The 20899-nt window shown below is 35.8% G+C and carries 21 protein-coding genes; 8 read left to right on the forward strand and 13 right to left on the reverse strand.

The window, feature by feature from the left end:
• Positions 1-6: 6 nt before the first annotated feature.
• From ACODR7_RS18475 to lpxB, 4 genes are all read right to left on the reverse strand, one after another.
• The gene (locus ACODR7_RS18475; RefSeq protein ID WP_076594954.1) at positions 7-669 is read right to left on the reverse strand and encodes a succinate dehydrogenase cytochrome b subunit; all 663 of its coding nucleotides are present in this window, start codon (positions 667-669) and stop codon (positions 7-9) included.
• Positions 670-814: 145 nt separating this feature from the next.
• Positions 815-2410, reverse strand: coding sequence for a ComEC/Rec2 family competence protein (locus ACODR7_RS18480; protein ID WP_488841361.1), 1596 nt, complete (start codon positions 2408-2410; stop codon positions 815-817).
• Between the two features lie 318 nt (positions 2411-2728).
• A complete protein-coding gene (locus ACODR7_RS18485; RefSeq protein WP_488841363.1) occupies positions 2729-3820 on the reverse strand; it encodes a glycoside hydrolase family 99 protein in 1092 nt (363 codons plus the stop codon).
• Positions 3821-3855: 35 nt separating this feature from the next.
• Entirely contained in the window at positions 3856-4959 is a 1104-nt protein-coding gene (gene lpxB / locus ACODR7_RS18490) for a lipid-A-disaccharide synthase (protein WP_488841365.1), read from the reverse strand.
• 78 nt (positions 4960-5037) lie between these two features.
• Between lpxB and ACODR7_RS18495 the strand changes: the two genes are divergently transcribed.
• Positions 5038-5547, forward strand: coding sequence for a DUF2480 family protein (locus ACODR7_RS18495; RefSeq protein ID WP_488841367.1), 510 nt, complete (start codon positions 5038-5040; stop codon positions 5545-5547).
• A 109-nt stretch (positions 5548-5656) separates the two neighbouring features.
• Complete coding sequence (locus ACODR7_RS18500; RefSeq protein ID WP_110368363.1) at positions 5657-6313, forward strand: DUF937 domain-containing protein; 657 nt, start codon at positions 5657-5659, stop codon at positions 6311-6313.
• A gap of 58 nt (positions 6314-6371) precedes the next feature.
• Here ACODR7_RS18500 and ACODR7_RS18505 read toward each other — a convergent pair whose 3' ends face one another.
• Positions 6372-6491: a 30S ribosomal protein THX gene (locus ACODR7_RS18505; protein WP_081983639.1), complete on the reverse strand. Its 120-nt coding sequence runs from the start codon at positions 6489-6491 to the stop codon at positions 6372-6374.
• 57 nt (positions 6492-6548) lie between these two features.
• On the opposite strand from ACODR7_RS18505, the gene ACODR7_RS18510 reads away from it, so the two are divergent.
• Positions 6549-6680, forward strand: coding sequence for a hypothetical protein (locus tag ACODR7_RS18510; protein WP_262484558.1), 132 nt, complete (start codon positions 6549-6551; stop codon positions 6678-6680).
• Between the two features lie 56 nt (positions 6681-6736).
• Here ACODR7_RS18510 and ACODR7_RS18515 read toward each other — a convergent pair whose 3' ends face one another.
• The gene (locus ACODR7_RS18515) at positions 6737-8131 is read right to left on the reverse strand and encodes an MATE family efflux transporter (protein WP_488841370.1); all 1395 of its coding nucleotides are present in this window, start codon (positions 8129-8131) and stop codon (positions 6737-6739) included.
• Between the two features lie 112 nt (positions 8132-8243).
• Here ACODR7_RS18515 and ACODR7_RS18520 point away from each other — a divergent pair, with 112 nt between their 5' ends.
• The 3 genes from ACODR7_RS18520 to ACODR7_RS18530 all read left to right on the forward strand — a co-directional run bounded on the left by ACODR7_RS18520 (position 8244) and on the right by ACODR7_RS18530 (position 12342).
• On the forward strand, positions 8244-8606 hold the full coding sequence (locus ACODR7_RS18520; RefSeq protein ID WP_488841372.1) for a hypothetical protein: 363 nt from the start codon (positions 8244-8246) through the stop codon (positions 8604-8606).
• Between the two features lie 135 nt (positions 8607-8741).
• Positions 8742-10496 carry an aspartate--tRNA ligase gene (aspS, locus tag ACODR7_RS18525; protein WP_488841374.1) on the forward strand — a complete coding sequence of 585 codons (1755 nt, stop codon included), beginning with the start codon at positions 8742-8744 and terminating at the stop codon, positions 10494-10496.
• A 514-nt stretch (positions 10497-11010) separates the two neighbouring features.
• Positions 11011-12342: a M12 family metallopeptidase gene (locus tag ACODR7_RS18530; protein WP_488841376.1), complete on the forward strand. Its 1332-nt coding sequence runs from the start codon at positions 11011-11013 to the stop codon at positions 12340-12342.
• Positions 12343-12523: 181 nt separating this feature from the next.
• Here ACODR7_RS18530 and ACODR7_RS18535 read toward each other — a convergent pair whose 3' ends face one another.
• The 7 genes from ACODR7_RS18535 to ACODR7_RS18565 form a co-directional block, all read right to left on the reverse strand.
• Positions 12524-13807 carry an adenylosuccinate synthase gene (locus tag ACODR7_RS18535; RefSeq protein ID WP_488841378.1) on the reverse strand — a complete coding sequence of 428 codons (1284 nt, stop codon included), beginning with the start codon at positions 13805-13807 and terminating at the stop codon, positions 12524-12526.
• Between the two features lie 164 nt (positions 13808-13971).
• On the reverse strand, positions 13972-14541 hold the full coding sequence (locus tag ACODR7_RS18540) for a Crp/Fnr family transcriptional regulator (RefSeq protein ID WP_488841380.1): 570 nt from the start codon (positions 14539-14541) through the stop codon (positions 13972-13974).
• A 186-nt stretch (positions 14542-14727) separates the two neighbouring features.
• Positions 14728-15573: a mechanosensitive ion channel family protein gene (locus ACODR7_RS18545; RefSeq protein ID WP_076594941.1), complete on the reverse strand. Its 846-nt coding sequence runs from the start codon at positions 15571-15573 to the stop codon at positions 14728-14730.
• Between the two features lie 274 nt (positions 15574-15847).
• The gene (locus ACODR7_RS18550) at positions 15848-16582 is read right to left on the reverse strand and encodes an SDR family NAD(P)-dependent oxidoreductase (RefSeq protein ID WP_488841382.1); all 735 of its coding nucleotides are present in this window, start codon (positions 16580-16582) and stop codon (positions 15848-15850) included.
• Positions 16583-16722: 140 nt separating this feature from the next.
• On the reverse strand, positions 16723-17085 hold the full coding sequence (gene yajC / locus ACODR7_RS18555; RefSeq protein WP_488841384.1) for a preprotein translocase subunit YajC: 363 nt from the start codon (positions 17083-17085) through the stop codon (positions 16723-16725).
• Between the two features lie 10 nt (positions 17086-17095).
• On the reverse strand, positions 17096-17602 hold the full coding sequence (locus tag ACODR7_RS18560; protein ID WP_488841386.1) for a DUF1573 domain-containing protein: 507 nt from the start codon (positions 17600-17602) through the stop codon (positions 17096-17098).
• A gap of 1 nt (position 17603) precedes the next feature.
• Entirely contained in the window at positions 17604-18509 is a 906-nt protein-coding gene (locus ACODR7_RS18565; RefSeq protein WP_034693040.1) for a transcription antitermination protein NusB, read from the reverse strand.
• Between the two features lie 91 nt (positions 18510-18600).
• Here ACODR7_RS18565 and ACODR7_RS18570 point away from each other — a divergent pair, with 91 nt between their 5' ends.
• Together ACODR7_RS18570 and ACODR7_RS18575 are read left to right on the forward strand one after the other, a co-directional pair.
• The gene (locus tag ACODR7_RS18570; protein ID WP_488841388.1) at positions 18601-20262 is read left to right on the forward strand and encodes an ABC transporter ATP-binding protein; all 1662 of its coding nucleotides are present in this window, start codon (positions 18601-18603) and stop codon (positions 20260-20262) included.
• A 99-nt stretch (positions 20263-20361) separates the two neighbouring features.
• Positions 20362-20697 (forward strand): DUF3276 family protein, encoded by a 336-nt coding sequence (locus tag ACODR7_RS18575; RefSeq protein ID WP_002976288.1) that lies wholly within the window; start codon positions 20362-20364, stop codon positions 20695-20697.
• Positions 20698-20899 lie beyond the last annotated feature (202 nt).

Here is a 20899-nt window from a genome sequence, read left to right on the forward strand (position 1 = left end):
TTGATATTATTGAGTTATAAAATGGAAAACTGCTACGATGATAAATCCTGCAGGAATAAGGATGGAATACCAAGTCCCGAAAGCTTTGATCACCGGCGTATATTTTGGATGTCTTGCTCCGATAGACTGGAATGAAGACTGGAATCCGTGTGCCAGGTGTAATCCTAGTAATACAAAAGAGATCACATATAAAGCCACTCTCCAAAGATCAGCGAACTTCTCATGAAGTTCCGGCCAGAAACGTTCTGCATCAGGAGTCAATCCTTCTACATACTTGTAATTCATTTCATGCAACCAGAAATCATATAAGTGAAGCGCCAGAAAAGCTAAGATGACAGCTCCTGAAATAATCATATTTCTGGACATCCATGAAGAATTCACTGATGCGTTGTTTGCTGCATACTTTACCGGACGCGCTTTATTATTCTTGATTTCAAGTACAAATCCCATTACAAAATGAAAAATTACTGCAAAACCAAGAATAGGCTGCATTAAGAACTGCACAAAAGGATTATAGCCCATAAAGTCAGATGCTGTATTAAATGCATCTTTGTTTAGAACTGATAACAAATTGGTCGTCAAATGCAGTATAAGAAAAATCAGCAAAAATAGAGCTGATAATGCCATAGCATATTTTCTACCTATCGTAGAACTCGTTAAACCTGCCATATAAGTTTAAATTTGAATTTCTACAAAATTAAGAAAGTTTAACAATATCGAAAAGTGAGAAATCTCACAAATAGACAGTTTGTAATCTTTCTAAATAAGAACTTTATCCATTATAGATACAGGAAAATGGCTAAATTAAGAACCATCATTTCAGATCATAAGTTTTATTCCTGAAAACTACTTTTTGAACAGAGGAAGACATGCGTTTTATCTCAAAATGATCTACTCTTCTGGAAGCACAATAGGGATTGACTATATACTGTAAAATCTTCGTCTTATTTTTCATATCCGAAATCCAGAAACATACTCTATTATTATTTTTTACGGAAAAAATTTTGTTTTTATAAAAATGATGGACCAATATCTCTTCTTTCTGATTTTCAAACGCAGTGCTTCCGGTTCTTATCACCAGAAATAGTAACGCTGCTATCAACAGCCTTATCCTGTTTTTAAAATTGAAATTCAGAATAACGGGTCTTAGTAAATATACAAAAACTGATGCTGATATCACTTCTATCCCATTCATTGGGATATTGTCAAAAAACAACAGATCAATCTCAGCAAACCAATGGATTACCTTCAGTAAGACATAAATAACCTCATCATACATTCCATTTATAAATTCAAAATCAACTCCAAAAGAAATAAGACCAGTCATTATAAAGGAGAAAACGATAATGATCTCAGAAAAAGGAACAATAACAACATTAGCAATGATTGATATGAATGAAAACTGATGAAAATAATACAGGACCAGAGGAAGGGTTGCCAGCTGTGCTGATAACGATATTGCAATGGTATTAAACAAAAGTTTTTTGACATAATTATCCTGTTTCGGGAAGTATTTCAACAGAGGCTGGTTCAGCCAATATATTCCCAAAACAGCCAAAAAGCTAAGCTGAAACCCCACATCAAAAAGCTGCTGCGTATCTCCGATTAGAATAAAAAAAGCAGACAAGGCTAATGAGTGAAGCAGATCTGGTTTCCGCTGAAGCAGAACAAAAATAAAATAAACACTCAACATGATGCAGGAACGCAATACTGAATTACCAAATCCAATAAAAACAGCAAACAGCCATATAAAAACCAAACTGAAAACAACAGCATATTTTCTGAATTGTAAAGGAGTAAAACGAATCAGAAAAAAATAGAACATCCCGAAAATAACCACAATATGAGTTCCGGAAATAGCCAGAAAATGAACCAATCCTGATTTATTGAAATCCCTTACAGTGCCTGCATCAATCTCTGTTCGGTCTGCCAGAATAATACCTTTCAGAAATTCTTTGGTTTTTTCCGAAATTTCTGTTTTATCTATTTTCTTAAGAACTTCAAACCTATATTGCCTAAGCTGATCTGCCAACGTTAAGTCATTCCGTTCTGCAGATACAATTTCTTTTGAAAGATAAACCTGATAATCAATATGCTTTCTTTTAAGATATTGAGCATAATTGAACTGAAAATCATATGATGATGCCTGAGGCTGCGCAATATAAGCCTCAGCTTTGTAGTAATGAATAAAATCCAGCTCTTTTCTATCTTTTGGAACATAAAAAATTGAATTGAAACCTGTATTTCCCACCTGTGCAATGCCTTCGTATTTTCTATATTTTCCTGAAGAATTTAATTTCTGAGAGATCTTAAATGTAAGCGTTTCATTTTTCTTGACAGAAAGCTTCCCATCCAGCAAATTGGTATTATAGAAATGAAGAATAATTCCTGCACCAAACAACAGAAGCATCAGTAAAACAGTTTTGGTTTTATGCAGAACATAAGAATGAAAACAGATTAAGACAAGCAGAGCTGAGCAGATTGTGCAGACTCCATAAACAACAGTCTCCGACAATATCATTTTATCCTGAAAAAAAATCCCAAGGATAAAACATACTGACAGAATTAGTAGAGGCTGCTTGTCCAATTTCCCTTAATTATTCTTTCAAAATAGGTAATGAATGGGAAATTTATGATCTCTTTACAAACTAAAAAAGCGTTCTGCCTTCATTAAAAATGTCAACAGAACGCTTAATTTTATTCTTTAAAAATAATATTTGAAAGTATACTATCTTTTTTTCAGAAATCTATCCGTCAATCGCTTTGTTTCTTTGATATAAAATAAAGGATCTTTCCCATAATCTTCATATTTGAAAACACCAGCTTTTTTAGGAACAGCAGGCTCTATTTGTGTTCCCTCATGCCATTCATTGAATGATGTAATGCCAATCAACTCCGGATTCACTTTAATAGCAGCATCAAACATTTTCTCATAATATTTTCCATGATCTCTGCTTTTAAAATTCGCTTCGTTCCATGGACGTATCCTTGTATCGGAATAACCTGGTCCTACACAAGGAATAAATATCAGATGGTGGTCTTTAGCGAAGCTTGCCATAAAATCCCAATTCGCAGTGGTGCTTCCGTATACAAATCCTTCGCTGGCAAAATAGGTATAGAAACCATCAAAACCAGAGGAATCAAAAAATTCAGCATCATCTTTTTCAACCCAAAGTCCGATATAAAGAGCATCTAAATCTGTATTTCTGACTGTTTTTTCTCCATTTTCGGACAACATTTTCACCCATTCTTCTTTAGGAATTTTATAGCTGTCATACACATAAAACAAAGGCTTTCCTTCTTTTTTATAAAAAGCATGATGACTGGAATACGTTTTTACCAGATAAGAAAGCTGTTCCTTTAATTCTGATATATTTTTATAGAATGGCTCAATATGAAAGGCTATTTTTAAATCAAAACGGTCTGCAATATCCAGATATTTGGTAAGACTTTTATCCGTGAATGAATCTTTTCCCAGCCAGCTTACAACAACCACTCCTACTCCGGAGTCTTTGAGCATTTTCATATGCTGTTCAATGATTTTCGGATCATTGGAACTGTAATTGCCAAGGGCCGGATAAAAATTAGCTCCGATATCATCTACTCCTTTATAATGCCCCAGATTATTCCACTTCGGGTTGCTCCAGTGAGGAAGGATTTCGTGATTCCAGTGCTGATAATCTCCGTCCGTTGCCGGATTGGCGTACCAGCCGTAATAAAATATCTGAACTTTATCTCTTTCAGTATTCTGCTGGGCAAAACTGTTTGAGAAAAACAATGTAAAAGTTAGTAATAACAGAAAACGGTTACAATAATTCATAGTTAAAAATTAAATGATCAGAAACTCAGTACGAACTATACTTTCAATATCACCTCAGCAGCATGATCGCTGGCTCCTTTTCCGCCAAGCTTTTCTCTCAGAAGATGATAGTCATTCAGAACCTGTTCCCTTTTCTCTCCTGACAAAATTTTATTGAGCTCTTCTACCAGATTTTTAGTATTCAGATCATTCTGGATCAATTCTTTTACCACTTCCCTGTCCATAATCAGATTAACAAGAGAAATATAATTGATATTTTTCACCAATCTTTTAGCAATAGCATAGGAAATTTTGCTTCCACGATAGCAAACTACTTCAGGGATATTCAGCAAAGCAGTTTCCAACGTTGCCGTTCCGGAAGTCACCAGAGCAGCTTTTGAACATCTCAGCAGATCATAGGTTTTATTAGAGACAAAATGAACATTATCATCTACATATTTCTGATAAAATTCTTTTGGAAGACTTGGTGCTCCGGCAATTACAAACTGATAATCTTTAAAGTGTGGTCTTACGGAAAGCATCATCTCAAGCATTTTTTCCACCTCTTGTTCTCTGGAACCCGGCAGCAATGCAATAATTTCTTTTTCGTTAAGCCCATGCTCCGATTTGAAATTTTCAATACTGATTTCTTGCAGATCCGAAATAGCATCCAGCAAAGGATGTCCTACAAAATGAGAATGAACACCGTGTTTTCTGTAAAAATCTTCTTCAAAAGGAAGAATCACCATCATTTCATCCACATATTTTTTGATAATTTCTACGCGGCCTTCCTTCCATGCCCAAAGTTGTGGAGAAATATAATAAATAACTTTGATTCCTAACTCTTTCGCAAATCTTGCGATTCTCAGATTGAATCCTGGATAATCTACCAAAATCAAGACATCAGGCCTGTTCTTCTGAATGTCCTCTTTACAGTATTTAATGTTATTCAGAATGGTACGGAGGTTCATCACTACTTCCAGAAATCCCATAAAAGCAAGATCACGGTAATGTTTCACCAAAGTTCCGCCCTGAGCTTTCATCAGGTCACCACCCCAAAATCTGAATTCCGCATGGGGATCTTTTTGTTTTAAAGCTTTCATCAGGTTGCTTCCATGCAAATCACCGGAAGCTTCTCCAGCAATAATATAATATTTCATTTCTATAGTAAGGATAGAGAACAAATTAAGACAGATATGATCTTAATTCGTAAATTTGTTCAAAGATAATGATAAAAAATGTCAGAAGAATTTGAAATCCGGAATAAAGTTGCAGAAAGCGGCCTTATCAATTTTGACCTTACCACTTTACTGCCAAAAGGGGAAAGAAAAGGTATTGACCTTAAAGATTTTCTTTTTCAGGAAATGATACTGAAAGAAAAAGATTTCCGCGAAAAGGTAGAGGCAATAGATACTGAACAATATAAAGATTCATACATATACATCTACAACTCTGTAGATACTATCATTCCTCTTTGGGCTTATTTCGTTTTAACCGCAAAACTTACAGATGTAGCGAAGAAAATAGTTTTTGGAAGCCGCGAGGATATGGAAGTTATTTTAATGCACAATGCGATTCAGACTCATGATTTTGAGGAAATGAGAGGAAAAAGAGTCCTTGTAAAAGGATGTTCAGATAAAGAAATTCCCGAAAATGCTTATATTGAATTGGTAGAACAGCTAAAACCTATTGTAAAATCTCTGATGTTCGGAGAAGCATGTTCAAACGTTCCTATCATTAAAAACTAAAACCTTCTGAAGTACCATCCGAAACTTTAACAATAATTGTGAATGCCGGTCATTTTCTGAGACATATTTTTTGATAACTTTGGTTACTTAATACTTAATAAACACAAAAATGAGTTTAATTGACCTACTTACAGGGAACACCGGCAACCAGGTTGCTGAACAGGCTGAGAACAAATTCGGGATCAGCAAAAATCAGGTAATCGCCCTATTGGCTGTTGCTACACCTCTTATCATTTCTTATCTTAGAAATAAATCTCAGGATGCTAAAGAAGCTGAAGCTTTAAATAATGCTTTAGATAAAGACCATAACGGCAGTATTTTAAATGATGCCTCACAAATTGAAGCAAGACAGGCTGAAGGAGGATCTATTCTTGATCATATCTTTGGCGGGCAAAAAAGTACTGTTGAAAACCAATTGTCACAAAATACAGGAATTTCAATTGACAAAATAGGCCCTATCCTTGCGATGCTTGCACCTGTAGTAATGGGTTATATCGGACAGCAGAAACAACAGAGTAATGTAGGAGCAGGCGGCTTGGGAGATCTTTTAGGAGGAATTCTTGGAAATGCTTCCAATCAGGCTCAAGCTCAGCAGTCCAACCCTTTGAATGACATTCTTGGGAGTGTTTTAGGAGGAGGACAATCTCAATCGTCTGGAAATCCCCTGAACGATATACTTGGAAGTGTATTGGGCGGTGGTGGAAACCAACAACAAGGCGGCGGTGGATTAGGCAGCATCCTTGGTAATATTCTGGGAGGTAAATAATTAATTTAATTTTCATAAAAAAGACCGGAGATCTGATCTTCGGTCTTTTTATTTTTGATTACTTTTTAGATTTTTCTTCAGAAGCTGTAAAAGATTTTGAGGCTTTTTTAGGTCTTCTTTTACCATAACTTCCGGAATTGATTTTTCCTCTTCTTGATTTTTTGTCTCCTTTTCCCATAGTATTATGTATTTGTTGTTCTACGAATTTAAAAAATACAATACTAAAATCCAATTCATGAAGCTGTTAAAGTTTTATAAATTAGGAATGGAAGCTGGAAGAGGGAAGCTGGAAGTGACTATCAGGTTACTATTTTCAATTCTCAACCAGCAGATTACTTATCTTTTTTATTTTGTTACCAAAGGCTAGATTAAATATTTCAAACTACCAGTACCTCCTTCTTCCAGCTTCCAGCACCCAGCCTTTTAAACTTTTACTGTCTTCCATTTTCCTTTTTTAAACAAGACAAAAGCAACAATGGTAATTAAAGTTTCTGCGGCTGGAATTGAGATAAAAACACCTTTTGGCCCCATATCAAGATACTTTGATAAAAAATAGGCCAGCGGAATCTGAAACAGCCAGAATCCAAAAAGATTAACCCAGGTGGGAGTCCATGTATCACCAGCTCCATTAAAAGCATTGATCATCACCATCCCGATTCCATAGAAAATAAACCCTATACTCATAATCTGAAGAGCATTTTTAGCAAAATCTTTAATGGCAGTTTCCTGAGTAAAAAAGCCTACTAAAAAGTTCCCCATAAAAAGAAAGATCAGACTTACGATCAACATAAAGATGACATTATACTTTACGGTTTTCATTACGGACTGCTCTGCTCTCATCATTTCATTTGCTCCCATATTCTGTCCTACCAATGTAGACGCAGCATTACTCAAACCCCAGGCAGGAAGCATAAAGAACATCATCAGTCTCAAAGCGGTCTGATAACCTGCCGATGCATTCTCCCCTCCCGTGGTCGCTACCAGCTCCGCAAGGAAAATCCAGCTGCACGAGGCAATGACAAACTGAAAAATACCGGGAGTTGCAATTTTTATAATAGATTTGATTAATTCGTAATTCGGTTTAAAATAAGGAAGTTTAATTCTTATCTGAGTATCGGCTACCAAAAGATGGTACAACTGATAAATAACACCAATGCTGCGTCCTATCGTTGTTGCCAAAGCAGCTCCTGTTAATCCTAAAGCCGGAACAGGTCCTAAGCCTTTTATCAGAACCGGACAGAGAATAATGTTGGCAATATTCGCTATCCATAAACTTTTCATCGCAATCATTGCATTTCCCGCTCCTCTGAAAATCCCATTAATTAAAAATAGAAGCATAATGATTGTACTGCTTCCCATCATAATTCTGGTAAAATTCTTTCCATAAGCAGCTGCTTCCGGTTTTGCCCCCATCAGAATCAGAATTTCTTCAGCAAAAATTACTCCGAGTAAGCTTAAAACAAAAGTGACAGCAAAGGAAACGAGTAATACCTGCGCCGCACTTCTGGAAGCCTGTTCCGGATTTTTCTCACCAATTCGTCTTGCCACCAACGCTGTGGCTGCCATACTCATTCCAATCGCAATAGAATACATTATGGAAAGTACAGATTCTGTAAGTCCTACGGTCTGGATAGCAAATCCGCTTTCTTTCAGATGGCCGACAAAATAGAGATCCACAAGCGCAAATACAGATTCCATTGCCATTTCCAGCATCATGGGAATTGCTAAAAGCAGCACAGCACTTCTGATATTCACTTTCGTAAAATCAGTTTCTTCACCGCTGAATGCTTTTTTCAAAAATTCAATATATTTTGTCATTTCGCAATTAATATTTTATGTAATCCCAAAAATACAAATCCAATTATTAGAAAAACTTAGCAATTGATAATAAAATTTAATTTAGATTTGTATATTCTTAAAAATTATCCTTATGAAAAAAATAATCTCTACTACTTTTCTATTTGGAATGTTACTGTCCGGCAGCATGTTCTCTGCCCAGAAGATGAGTCAGGAAAAGATGAAAGCCATTTATTCTGATGATGTAGCAACATTTAAAAAACAGTTTGCCCCGGGAGATTACAACAAATGTTTCCTTGTTGGAAATATACTTTATTCACCCCTTGGTTTCAGTGTAATGTCTGACAGAAAGAATATTATCAACTTCCTTTTGGACAGCAAGGCTAATGTAAATAAAAAATGCCAGAACAAAACACCTCTTGAAGTAGCTGATGAAACTAAAGGCAGCGAAGAAGTAAAAAGAATTCTTATTGCAAAAGGCGGTAATAGAGATTAAAAACTAAAAACAATATATGAAACTTCCGAAAGGAAGTTTTTTTTATTTATAAAACCTGCAAAAATCCTATCTTTGCCAACGAAAAATTCAAGGTCCGGAATTGGACCTTAAACATTGAACTTTAAACAAATAATTATGTTTCGATCACACACCAACGGAGAGCTATCTCTGAAAAATCTGAATGAAGAAGTTACACTATCAGGATGGGTACAGACTATCCGTGATAAAGGATTTATGATTTGGGTAGATCTTCGGGATCGTTACGGAATTACCCAGCTGGTTTTTGATCAGGAGCGTTCTTCTGCACAATTGATGGAAGAAGCTAAAAAACTGGGCCGTGAATTTGTGATTCAGGCTACCGGAAGAGTTATTGAAAGGGTAAGCAAAAACCCTAATATTCCAACTGGGGAAATTGAAATTCTGGTAGAAAAACTGACAATTCTGAACGACTCTCAGCTTCCACCTTTCACTATTGAGGATGAAACAGACGGAGGTGAAGAATTAAGAATGAAATACCGTTACCTGGATATCAGAAGAAATCCGGTAAAAGATAAACTGATCTTCCGCCACAAAATGGCACAGAAAGTAAGAAATTATTTATCTGAAGAAGGTTTCATTGAAGTGGAAACCCCTGTTTTGATCAAGTCTACTCCGGAAGGAGCAAGAGACTTTGTGGTACCAAGCAGAATGAACCCGGGACAGTTTTATGCATTGCCGCAGTCTCCACAAACTTTTAAACAACTTTTGATGGTAGGTGGAATGGATAAATACTTCCAGATTGTAAAATGTTTCCGTGATGAGGATTTAAGAGCAGACAGACAGCCGGAGTTTACACAAATCGACTGTGAAATGGCTTTTGTAGAGCAGGAAGATGTTATGAACGTATTCGAAGGAATGACTAAAACGCTTTTAAAAGATATTACAGGTCAGGAATTCGGAAAATTCCCAAGAATGACTTTCGCTGATGCGATGAGAAAATACGGAAATGACAAACCGGATATCCGTTTCGGAATGGAGTTCGTAGAACTGAATGAACTGGTAAAAGGAAAAGACTTTAAAATATTTGATGATGCTGAATTGGTTGTCGGAATCAATGTAGAAGGATGCGCAGAATATACAAGAAAACAAATCGATGAGCTTGTTGATTGGGTTAAACGCCCTCAGATCGGAGCATCAGGAATGGTTTGGGTAAAATTCCAGAATGACGGAGTAAAAACCTCATCGGTAAACAAATTCTATAACGAAGAAGATCTAGCGAAAATTATTGAAAAATTCGGAGCAAAAGAAGGCGACTTAATGTTGATTCTTTCCGGAAACGAAAATAAAGTAAGAGCTCAGCTTTCTGCATTAAGAATGGAACTTGGAAACCGTTTGGGATTAAGAAAAGGAAACGAATTTGCACCACTTTGGGTTGTTGACTTCCCTCTATTGGAATGGGATGAAGACACTGAAAGATATCATGCAATGCACCATCCTTTCACGTCTCCAAAACCGGAAGATATCCACTTACTGGAAACTGATCCAGGAAAAGCAAGAGCCAACGCCTATGATATGGTTCTGAACGGAAACGAAATCGGAGGAGGATCTATCAGAATTTTTGACAGAGATCTTCAGTCTAAAATGTTTGATTTATTAGGATTTACCAGAGAAGAGGCAGAAGCTCAGTTTGGATTCCTGATGAATGCATTCAAATATGGTGCTCCGCCACACGGAGGTTTAGCATTCGGATTTGACCGTCTGGTAGCGATTCTTGACGGAAACGAAGTAATCAGAGATTATATCGCTTTCCCTAAGAACAATTCAGGACGAGATGTAATGATCGATGCACCTGCTTCTATTGCAGATGCACAGCTCGACGAACTGGAATTACAATTGAATTTAAAAGCATAATGTAAAGCGGGGCAAATGCCTCGCTTTTTTGATATTCTCATACAGGAACCTTAAGTTTATCCTGAACTTCCTGATGCTTTATACAGACAATACTATTTTTGAAAAACAAGTATTAATAAAGTAGTATTATTTAGAATCAAAAAACATTACAAATCCCATTGTAATTTATCAATTTACTAACAAAACAAACTTTACACTAGTAAAATACGCATTTTTATACACTATGTCAAATATTCGTGAAATAACTTAATTTAAATTTTAATAGTAAAAATTAAATTAAAACAATTATATTAACGAAATAAATACATTTTTCAAATAAAAAAACAACAAAACAATCATTATATTATGTTATATGTAAATATGATTTTTATTAATATATTTACGTTACACAGCTGAATTATAATGAAGACTTAATCAAAACTTAGGAATTGATGTATTTTATAATCTCATGCGTATGATAATAATATAGCTGTTCATATTTTACACCTTGATCACCAAACCAATATTAAATAATATGAAAAGCAAACTATTATTCTTATCAGGATGCCTTGTTTTGGCACTGAATTCATGCAGGTCGGATATTGAAAATGCACAGTCAGATTCGATAGACCAGACAACGACAAAGCTAGACAATGCAAAGATTCACAAATTATTAATTGACGGAAAATACACCTATGTTAATGAAGTAAATGGTGAATATTTTTATGCAGAAGATATTACGATCAGCCCCGAACAGTTTAATACATTACAAAAGCAGGCCAACCCTGGAACATCAACAGCAGAAAAAAGTACCATTGTAAGCTCCTTTATTAAGACATGGCCCAATGCAATCGTCTATTACACATTACCCAGCCAGGGAACTATGAGCACTCAGAATTATAATACATTCCTTACCAATATCAACAAAGCGTTTGATATGATCTCTTCTCAAACCAGTATACAGTTTGTTCAACGAACGAATCAAACAGAATACATCTCCTTTACTTATACAACCTCCAACAGCTCTCCACTTGGATGGCAAAAAAACAGAGTAAACGGTATTAAAATTTATAATATCACGTATCCCGCCATTATCGCTCACGAAATAATGCATTCTATGGGAATCATGCACGAACAGTGCCGCCCAGATAGAGATCAGTACATTATCGTAGATGTTAATAAAGCGGTGGAAGGAAGCCGCCATAATTTCAATCTTTATAATGATTATGCAGGACATGGGGCATTCGATTTCGGTTCAGTGATGATGTATCAGTCTACAGACTTTGCGATAGATCCAAGCCAGCCTGTAATGACCAAGCTTGACGGATCTACATTTACCAAGCAAAGGACAGGATTGTCTGCCGGTGATTATGCCGGAATAAATCATTTGTACGGACCTGTTAATGCCAGTTCTGCAATCAACGGAACTTATACGATGACGACCGCTTTAGCAAATGATAAAAATGTAGATATCACAGGAAGTTCCACTACTGATGGCACCGGTATAATTCTATATTCAGCTTCTACAGGGAATAACCAGAGATTTACTTTCAGCAAATCAGATCACGGGTATTATATCATCAAATCTATACTGGACCCCGCAAAAGTGCTTACAGTAAAGGGTAACGGAACAACGAATGGAACAGCTGTTGAATTACGAACCAATGCGAATACAGATTCTCAAAAATGGTTATTATTCAATTTAGGGAATAACGGATTTGGATTTGCTCCTAAAAATGCACCGGCATTGAGATTAGAGGTAAAAGACGGCTTAACAACCAATCTTACCCCTATTGTCATCGGAACTACGGATCAAACAGTTCAGCCTTCTGTAAAACAGCGCTTTAAACTTACAAAAGTTAACTAAACTATTATTACAGACAAAGAGGCTGTCTCAAAGTATCATTCTGACGAAGGAAGAATCTCATTCATAATTGATGATACAAGATTCTTCACTCCACTACATTTCGTTCAGAATAACAGCGTCAACTTATTTGACTTTTGAGACAACCTCTTCTGTTCTATGAGATTAGCACATCATTCTTGTATTATAAGTGTTTATCTGTTAATTTCAACATTTCATTTCTTCCCGGCCCGATAGAAAGATAAGCCACCGGAATTTCCAATTCTGTTTCTAAGAATGACAGAAATTCATTAACTTCTTTTGGCAATTCTGAAGAACTTTTCATCCTGGAAAAATCGGCTTTCCAACCAGTAAACCATTTAAATATAGGCTTGCCATTTTCTGGAAGAATCCCGGAAACAGCTACAAGTTCGCCGTTCTCCAGTTCATAGTGGGTGCAAACTGCTACAGATTTCAATCCGCTTAACACATCAGCTTTCGTCAGAACCAGCTGAGTTACACCGTTGATCATTACTGCATATTTTAGAGCAGGAAGATCCAGCCATCCTGTTCTTCTCGGACGTCCTGTATTGGAACCAAATTCATTCCCCTTCATTCTGAGGTCATCTCCAAATTCATCTAAAAGTTCCGTTGGAAATGCACCATTTCCCACACGCGTACAATACGCTTTCGCTATTCCGTAAATTTCACCGATCTTTTTCGGCGATACACCTAAGCCGCTACTCGCTCCTGATGCTGTCGTTGAGGAAGATGTCACATACGGGTATGTACCATGATCAATATCCAACATTGCTGCCTGAGATCCTTCTGCCAATACTTTTTTACCTTCAGATAAAGCTTTGTTAAGATAAATTTCAGTTTCTGTACAATTGAATTTTTTAAGGAATTCCACTGCATCAAAAAACTCTTTACTGATTTCTTCTAAAGCAGGCAAAACAATCATTCCTTCTTCTTCCAGCATTCTGTAATCTCTATCCAGAATATGCTGCGCTCTGCTTTGAAAATCTGATGAAAATATATCCCCTACTCTCAGATTCTGTCTTAATATTTTGTTTGAATATGCCTGAGCAATCCCATTTTTGGTAGTTCCGATCGTGGTATAGTAAGAACTTTCCTCCATAAAAATATCCAGAAGCTTATGCGTTGGCATTACCAGATGTGCTTTCCGGGAAATAATGATATTGTTTTCCGGCTGAATGGCTTTATCAAATACCTGAAGATTCAGAATTTCCTTTTTAAAACTTACCGGATCAATAACAGTTCCGGTACCGATAACATTCTGCACACCATTCATAAAGATTCCCGAAGGAATCATTTTAAGCGTTATTATACGTCCGTTTCTTTCAATGCTGTGCCCAGCATTGGATCCACCATTAAAACGTGCTGTAATGTCGTAATTTTCACTGATCAGATCAATGAACTTTCCTTTTCCTTCATCTCCCCATTGCAGTCCTAATACAATATCCATATTTGTACTTTAAATTTTATGAAGCAAAACTATGATAGTCAGCGGGAAAGACCATTGTCATTTGACAAAAAGAGATTTATGAGATGTTTGAAGTTTGTAAAATCTACAAACTCTATTGACCTTGCATACTCATTAAGATCATTTATCATTTATTATTAATAATTCTAGACGATATTTCTCCTGATCCTGCTCAGTGAAGAAGGTGTCACGCCAAGATAAGAAGCCAGCATAGATTGCGGAACTCTGTTGGCAAGGCCGGGATAATGATTTAAAAAATGAATGTAACGGGATTTTGCATCCTGATTGAGCATGATACTGGCAACTTTCAGTTTATTCTCAACAACAAACGCATGGATTCTTGCAAACAAAACCGGCCATACGGCAATTTTCTCTTCCAGGAGTTTAAAATGTTGGAGATCAATCACCAGCAGTACAGCATCAGTAATGGCTTCAATATCTTCATGAGCGGGCAGCTGATCTGTAAAACCCTGAAAATCTCCTATAAATCTACCTTCATAAATGAAATACCGGGTAAAATCGTCACCCTGTTTGTTATAATACAAAGACCGGAAAACACCTTTTTTTACAAAAGCAATTCTTTGGCTCACTTTTCCTGCTTCCACAAAAGGATCTCCTTTCTTTACAGTAATTTCCTGAATTCCTTCAGCAATCAAAATTTCATCCTGAGGATTCAGTGTTCCAAATTTTTTGATATAAGTAAAAAGCTCTTCCATATTTATGTTGTACCCACGGATTGCGGAAATATAAAGGTATAAAAGTCAACGTTAAAAACAATTGTCATTTGGCAACAAAGCTTAATAAATATGTTTACAGAGAAAAACAAGACATCTTTATCTTCTTCCAAATAAAAACTCCCACATTACAATAATGCAGGAGCTTCTTAAAAAAATTAAATATAATTATTGATTGTAAACATGGATATCTCTCTGTGGAAAAGGAATTCCGATTCCAGCTTTATCGAGAGCCTCTTTACAACCTATGATTAGTTCTTCGTTCATTGCCCAGAAATTTTCAGTGGAAGTACTTACTCTTACGGATACATTGACAGCACTGTCTCCAAGTTCAGTAACCACCACCTGTGGAGCAGGCGTTGCGAGAGCATATTGATTATTCTTAATGACATTCATTAAAACGTCCTTGGTCTGTCTAAGATCCGCATCATAGGCAATTCCGATATCCAGTGATGTTCTTCTTGTCCCCAGCTGGGTAAAATTGGTAATACTGTTATTTGAAACTACTCCGTTAGGAATAATGATCAGTTGGTTTTGTGGGGTGATCAGTTTCGTATGAAAGATATCTATGGCATCTACAGTTCCGGAAACGCCTGAATTGGTAGAAATAAAATCACCAATCTTAAAAGGTTTTAATAGTAGAATTAAGATTCCGCCTGCAAAATTCGTTAAGGATCCCTGCAAAGCTAAACCTACTGCAAGACCTGCGGCACCAATCATTGCAACAAATGCAGAAGTCTGTACTCCGAGCTGTGTAACAACAACAATAAACAGCAGAATATTAAGTCCCCAATTGATAATATTTAAAAGAAAATGCTGCAGTGAAGCTTCCATATTTCTTTTTTTGAAAGCTTTTTCCACCAATTTCTTAATCATTCTGATCATCCATGATCCGATAAGATAAATTAATAATGCAGATATAATTGCTGTAAAAATTCTCGGCGCCCATGAGATAGCTGAAGAAATTAAGGTATCCCAGTGTTGTTGAATCTTGTTTAATTCTAAATCGTCCATTGTTTACTATGTGTTTTACTATTTATATCAATAAAAGCATTGACATCTTCTGCAGGATTTGAAAAAAGGAATTTACCTTGCACTGTAATGAGTGAAAGTAAATTATATTTTATCCTTTAAAATAGATTGGCAGCAGAACAGAATATTTCCGCTTTACTCAATATCATTCAGAAATTGAATCTTGCAGGAAGAAATAATTTTTCGGTCATAGAATTACAAAAACGATACCGAAGTGTAGTTATCTTCAAAGAAAAATAATGTTAGTAGACATTCCTTAAGGTAATTTTGCAGCAAGGCTTTCAGGTAAAAGTCTAAGGATATGATAGATAATTTTCCATTTAAAGTTCGGGACAATGGTAAAGGAACTTCCTGCATTAACAATAAATTTTGCCACATAATCAGGTTCCATGATCAGGGATTCATTCAGTTCTAATCCTTCATTGATTTTTGTTCTGATATAGCCAATCACCAAGGCATTCACAATTATTTTTCGGGAAGCCAGCTCCTGTCTCAATCCTGCCAGAAACTGTGTAAACGCAGCCTTTGTACTGCCATAGACAAAATTGCTTTTTCGTCCTCTTACTCCGGACAAGGAAGAGAGCCCGACTATTCTTTCCAGGTTGGTATTGCTCTTATCCATTCCAATAATACTCAGGATAGAAACTCCACCCATATAATTAACCTCCATCATTTGTTTCGCTCCTTTGAAATCAGTTAAAGCTTTTTGATTGTCCACTAAAAAACCTGCGGCATAAACTACAATATGAGGCTTTACAGAAAGACTGGAATAAAACTGATGATGAGAATCAAAATCAGCGGCATCAAAATACAAAACAAATACTTTTGAGCGATCCAGATAGTTTGAATCAATAAAATTATTCAAAGAGGTTGTATTTCGGGAAGCAGCAATAACTGTAAATCCCTTTTCAACATATTGTACTAAACATTGTTTTGCTACATCTGAATTAGCGCCCAGAATAAGAACGGTTTTGTTTGTGTTTTGATTCATGAAGCAAAGATAATTTTTTATTAAACACTAATTTCACTAATTGTTTTTCACAAATGGACACAATTTTTCAAACTAGTGTAGAAAAAAATGCGGCGGGTGAACAAAGTTCACCCGCCGCAGCTCAATATCTTCAGACTGAATTATTTTTTTTCTTCAGTTGCTGTTTCTTTTTTGTCATCTGCCTTCTCAGCAGCTTTTGCTTTATCTCCAAAACGAGCTTCTGTCATTTCTCTTGAAACTGCTGCTTTTTCGAATTTCAGTTTTCCGGATAATGTTTCGATAACAAAACCGTCATCCTGAACCTGAGCAATTCTTCCGTGAAGACCTGATGTAAGAACTACTCTTGTTCCCACTTTAAGGTTTTCCTGAAAGTTTTTCTCCTGCTTTTGCTTTTTCATCTGAGGTCTGATCATCAGGAAATAAAACCCTACAAACATTACCCCCATCATGATAAGCATCATAGGTGAAGACCCACCCTGTGCCTGTAAAAATAGTGTCAACATATTTTAAATATTATGGTTGAATGTTCGCTGTGAACGTTAATCTGATTGGAGCTTTTTCTACATTAGCAAAAACATCTGCATACTTCTGAACGTTTCCGTCAAAGCTTGAAGAGTCAAAGTGTAACGTAACTTTTCCTTTTTTACCAGGCATAATTGGTTCTTTTGTAAAGTCTGGAGCCGTACATCCGCATCCTGGCTTCACCTCAGAAATGACTAATGGGTTTTTACCCGTATTGGTAATTTCGTATATGTGTTCTACTTTATCCCCTTTTTTGATTTTTCCAAAATCGAAGCTGTTTTCAGATAGAGCAACAGAGGTAGAGGGTTCGTTAGAAACCGGAGCAGCTGTTTCACCAGTTACAGGCGCTGCTGCAGAATCAGTGGTTACCGAGGCCGCAACAGATGAAGAATCAGTAGTTGCAGTTTCAGCACTTTGAGTTTCTTTGTTTTCTTTTTTACATGAAACTAACCCAAAGCCTATAATTGACAAGGCGATAATTGATAACGTCTTTTTCATTTTATATTCTATTTTGATCTTTACAATATTTATCTAAAATACCATTGATGAAGATATTGGAACGGTCTGTAGCAAATACTTTTGCAATTTCAATATATTCGTTAATGATCACTCTTGAAGGCGTGAAAGCAAAGTTATCAAGCTCTGCAATTGCTGTAGATAAAATTACTTTATCCATTAGAGAAACTCTTTCCAAATCCCAGTTTTCCAGTCTTTCTTCCAGTTTCTTTTCATTGTTTTCCCAGTTGTTCAGGGTATCTCTTAACAATTTTGCAGCGAATGTTTTATCTTCTTCATCTTTAATCATTTTGATCAAAGTTCTGCTTTCTTCATCTTCTCTCAGGAAGCCGATTGTTTTTTGTACCATTGAGTTGGCGATATGGATATCATCATACCATGAAAGTTCCTTATCACCCAAATAGTCATGAAAATCTTCATTTTCAGCAATATATCTTAAGAATAATTTCCCGATAAATTTCTGATCTTCTTCAAAGGAGTATCCTTCTTCTTTCATAAAATCCTGATAACGTTTCCCAGCAGTAATTCTCTGGAAAGTTTTTACCAATAAATCATCATGCATATCCCATTTCAGCTGCTTATGCTGCCCTGTAAAAAATAATCTTTCAGGATTTTCTTCCAGCTTAAGCAATACCTGGTTGTTGATGAATTTTTGGTTAGGATTAATATCAGCATCAGTTTTAAGAAATTTATTCTTACCAATTTCGATCTGATTCTCTGCCAAATCTTTCAGACCCACCAAAAAGTTGAGCTGATAGATGTATAGATAATAGATTTTCTCTATCCCGGCAAACATGTTTTTCTCTAAAACATCAAATTTTACAGGATTTTGGTAGTAAGAATACACGGTCTGTACTACTTTTTCACGGATTTGTCGTCTTCCTAACATTCAAAGAGCTTTTTTATGGGTGCAAAGATACAAAATTTAAAATTGATGAAATTCGTAGTGTGATGACATTTTTGTAAATTTGTGCAACTATATGAAAGCGCTAAAAACCTTAAACCCTTATTTTTGGAAACACAAAATACTACTGTTTTGGGGGGTACTCTTTATCATCGCCAGTAATTTCTTTAATATATATAAAGTCCAGTTTGTAGGAAAATCTGTGGATGAACTTACAAAAAGTGGGAATCTTGGCTTTAACAATCAGGTTCTGATTTATGTCGGAATTATTGTAGGATGTTCTCTTTTGACTGGATTCTTCACTTTTATGATGAGACAGACTATCATTGTTGCCTCCAGAAGAATAGAATATGAACTTAAAAATAAAATCTACAGACATTATCAGGATTTATCTTTAACGGATTATAAACAAACCACCATTGGAGATTTAATGAACAGATTAAGTGAGGATGTTGTCGCGGTAAGAATGTATCTTGGCCCCGGGGTGATGTATGTAGCCAACCTTATTGTACTGGTTCTGATTACAGCCATTTACATGGTAAAAACGGATGCTTCTATGACGATGTGGACCCTGCTTCCTCTTCCTATTTTATCTTTTGCTATTTATAAGGTAAGTTCTATTATCAACAAAAAGTCAAAGATCATGCAGAAAAGCCAGTCTGCAATTTCTACTTTTGTACAGGACAGCTTTTCCGGAATCCGTGTAGTAAAATTTTTCGCCAGAGAAAAATACATTGAAAAAAACTATGGAATCAAAGTCACCGATTATCAGAATAAAGCTTTGGATCTTGCCAAAACAGAAGCCTATTTCTTCACCATTATTCTTTTTGTCATCGGATTATTAAATGTTGCCATTATCTTGATTGGAGGAACAAAATATATTGCCGGAGAATTAAGCATTGGTAAAATTGCCGATTTCTTCATGTATATCAACACCCTGATTTTTCCTTTCTCTATGGTAGGATGGGTAACTTCTGTTAACCAGAGAGCTGAAGCATCCATGCAAAGAATTAATGAGTTCATGGATAAAAAATCTGAAATCATTAATACAAATTTTGAAAACTATCCGATCAAAGGAGATATAGAATTCAGAAATGTTTCTTATGTATATCCCAATACAGGAATCAAAGCCCTGGACAATCTAAGTTTCAAGGTAAAAGCCGGAGAATCATTGGCTATTATGGGGAAAACCGGTAGTGGAAAGTCAACAATTGCCCTGCTATTATGCCGATTAATAGATCCTACTGAAGGGGAAATTTTAATTGATGGTAAAAACCTGAAAGACCATAATCTGGAGAACTACAGAAACTTTATCGGGTATATTCCCCAGGAGAGCTATCTATTCTCTGATTCTATCGAAAATAATATTGGTTTTGCCATCGATAATCCTTCTCACGATAAAGTAGTAGAGTATTCAAATATTGCAGATGTTCACAAAAATATTGTAGAATTTAAGGATCAATATAAAACACTTGTAGGTGAACGCGGAGTAATGCTTTCGGGGGGACAAAAGCAAAGAATTTGTATTGCAAGAGCCTTAATTAAAGACCCTAATATCATTATTTTTGATGATTCTTTGTCTGCATTAGACACTGAAACGGAGCAGAATATTCTGGAAAATATTGATAAAAAAATCAGCAATGCTACTTCCATAATTATCACACACAGAGAGTCTAGCGCTCAAAAAGCCCATCAAATTATCAACCTTACCGAAATTGCCAATTCTGTAACCGCATAGCCATTTCGTTCTCAATTGTTAAATAAATCATAAAAAAAATTTTGTGATTAAAAGAATTCTTTTATATTTGTTCTTAACAAGATTAAAAAATATCTAACAATGAGTGAATACAAGGAACGCCATGAAAATGAGATTTTCACGAAGGTGTTAAAAGCAGGGAGAAGAACTTATTTCTTTGATGTGCGCGAGACGAAAGCAGGAGATTATTATCTTACAATCACTGAGAGTAAGAAGAATTTCGGAGAGAATGGGGAAGCTACATTCGAGAAGCATAAAATTTACCTTTACAAGGAAGATTTTAAGAGTTTCCAGGAGATGTTTAATGAGTCCACAGATTTCATCATTAATGAAAAGGGTGAGGATGTAATTTCAGAAAAACATGACAAAGACTTTAAGAGCAGATCTTACACAATAGATTCTGACGACGAAGTTTAAAAAGAATATCTAAAAACACAAGCATCTGAAAAAGATGCTTTTTTTATGTGGTAAAACAGGATCTTTTATGAACACTTTTTATAGTTTGGACCATCAATTTTAAATTTTACCGATTTTACTTACTACATAAAAAAAACGGGCTTTAGCCCAGTCATGGTCGGAAGATTTTTCTTCCGACTTTTTGTTTTTAGATATTCAATAT

Source organism: Chryseobacterium sp. FG46, assembly GCF_057809135.1.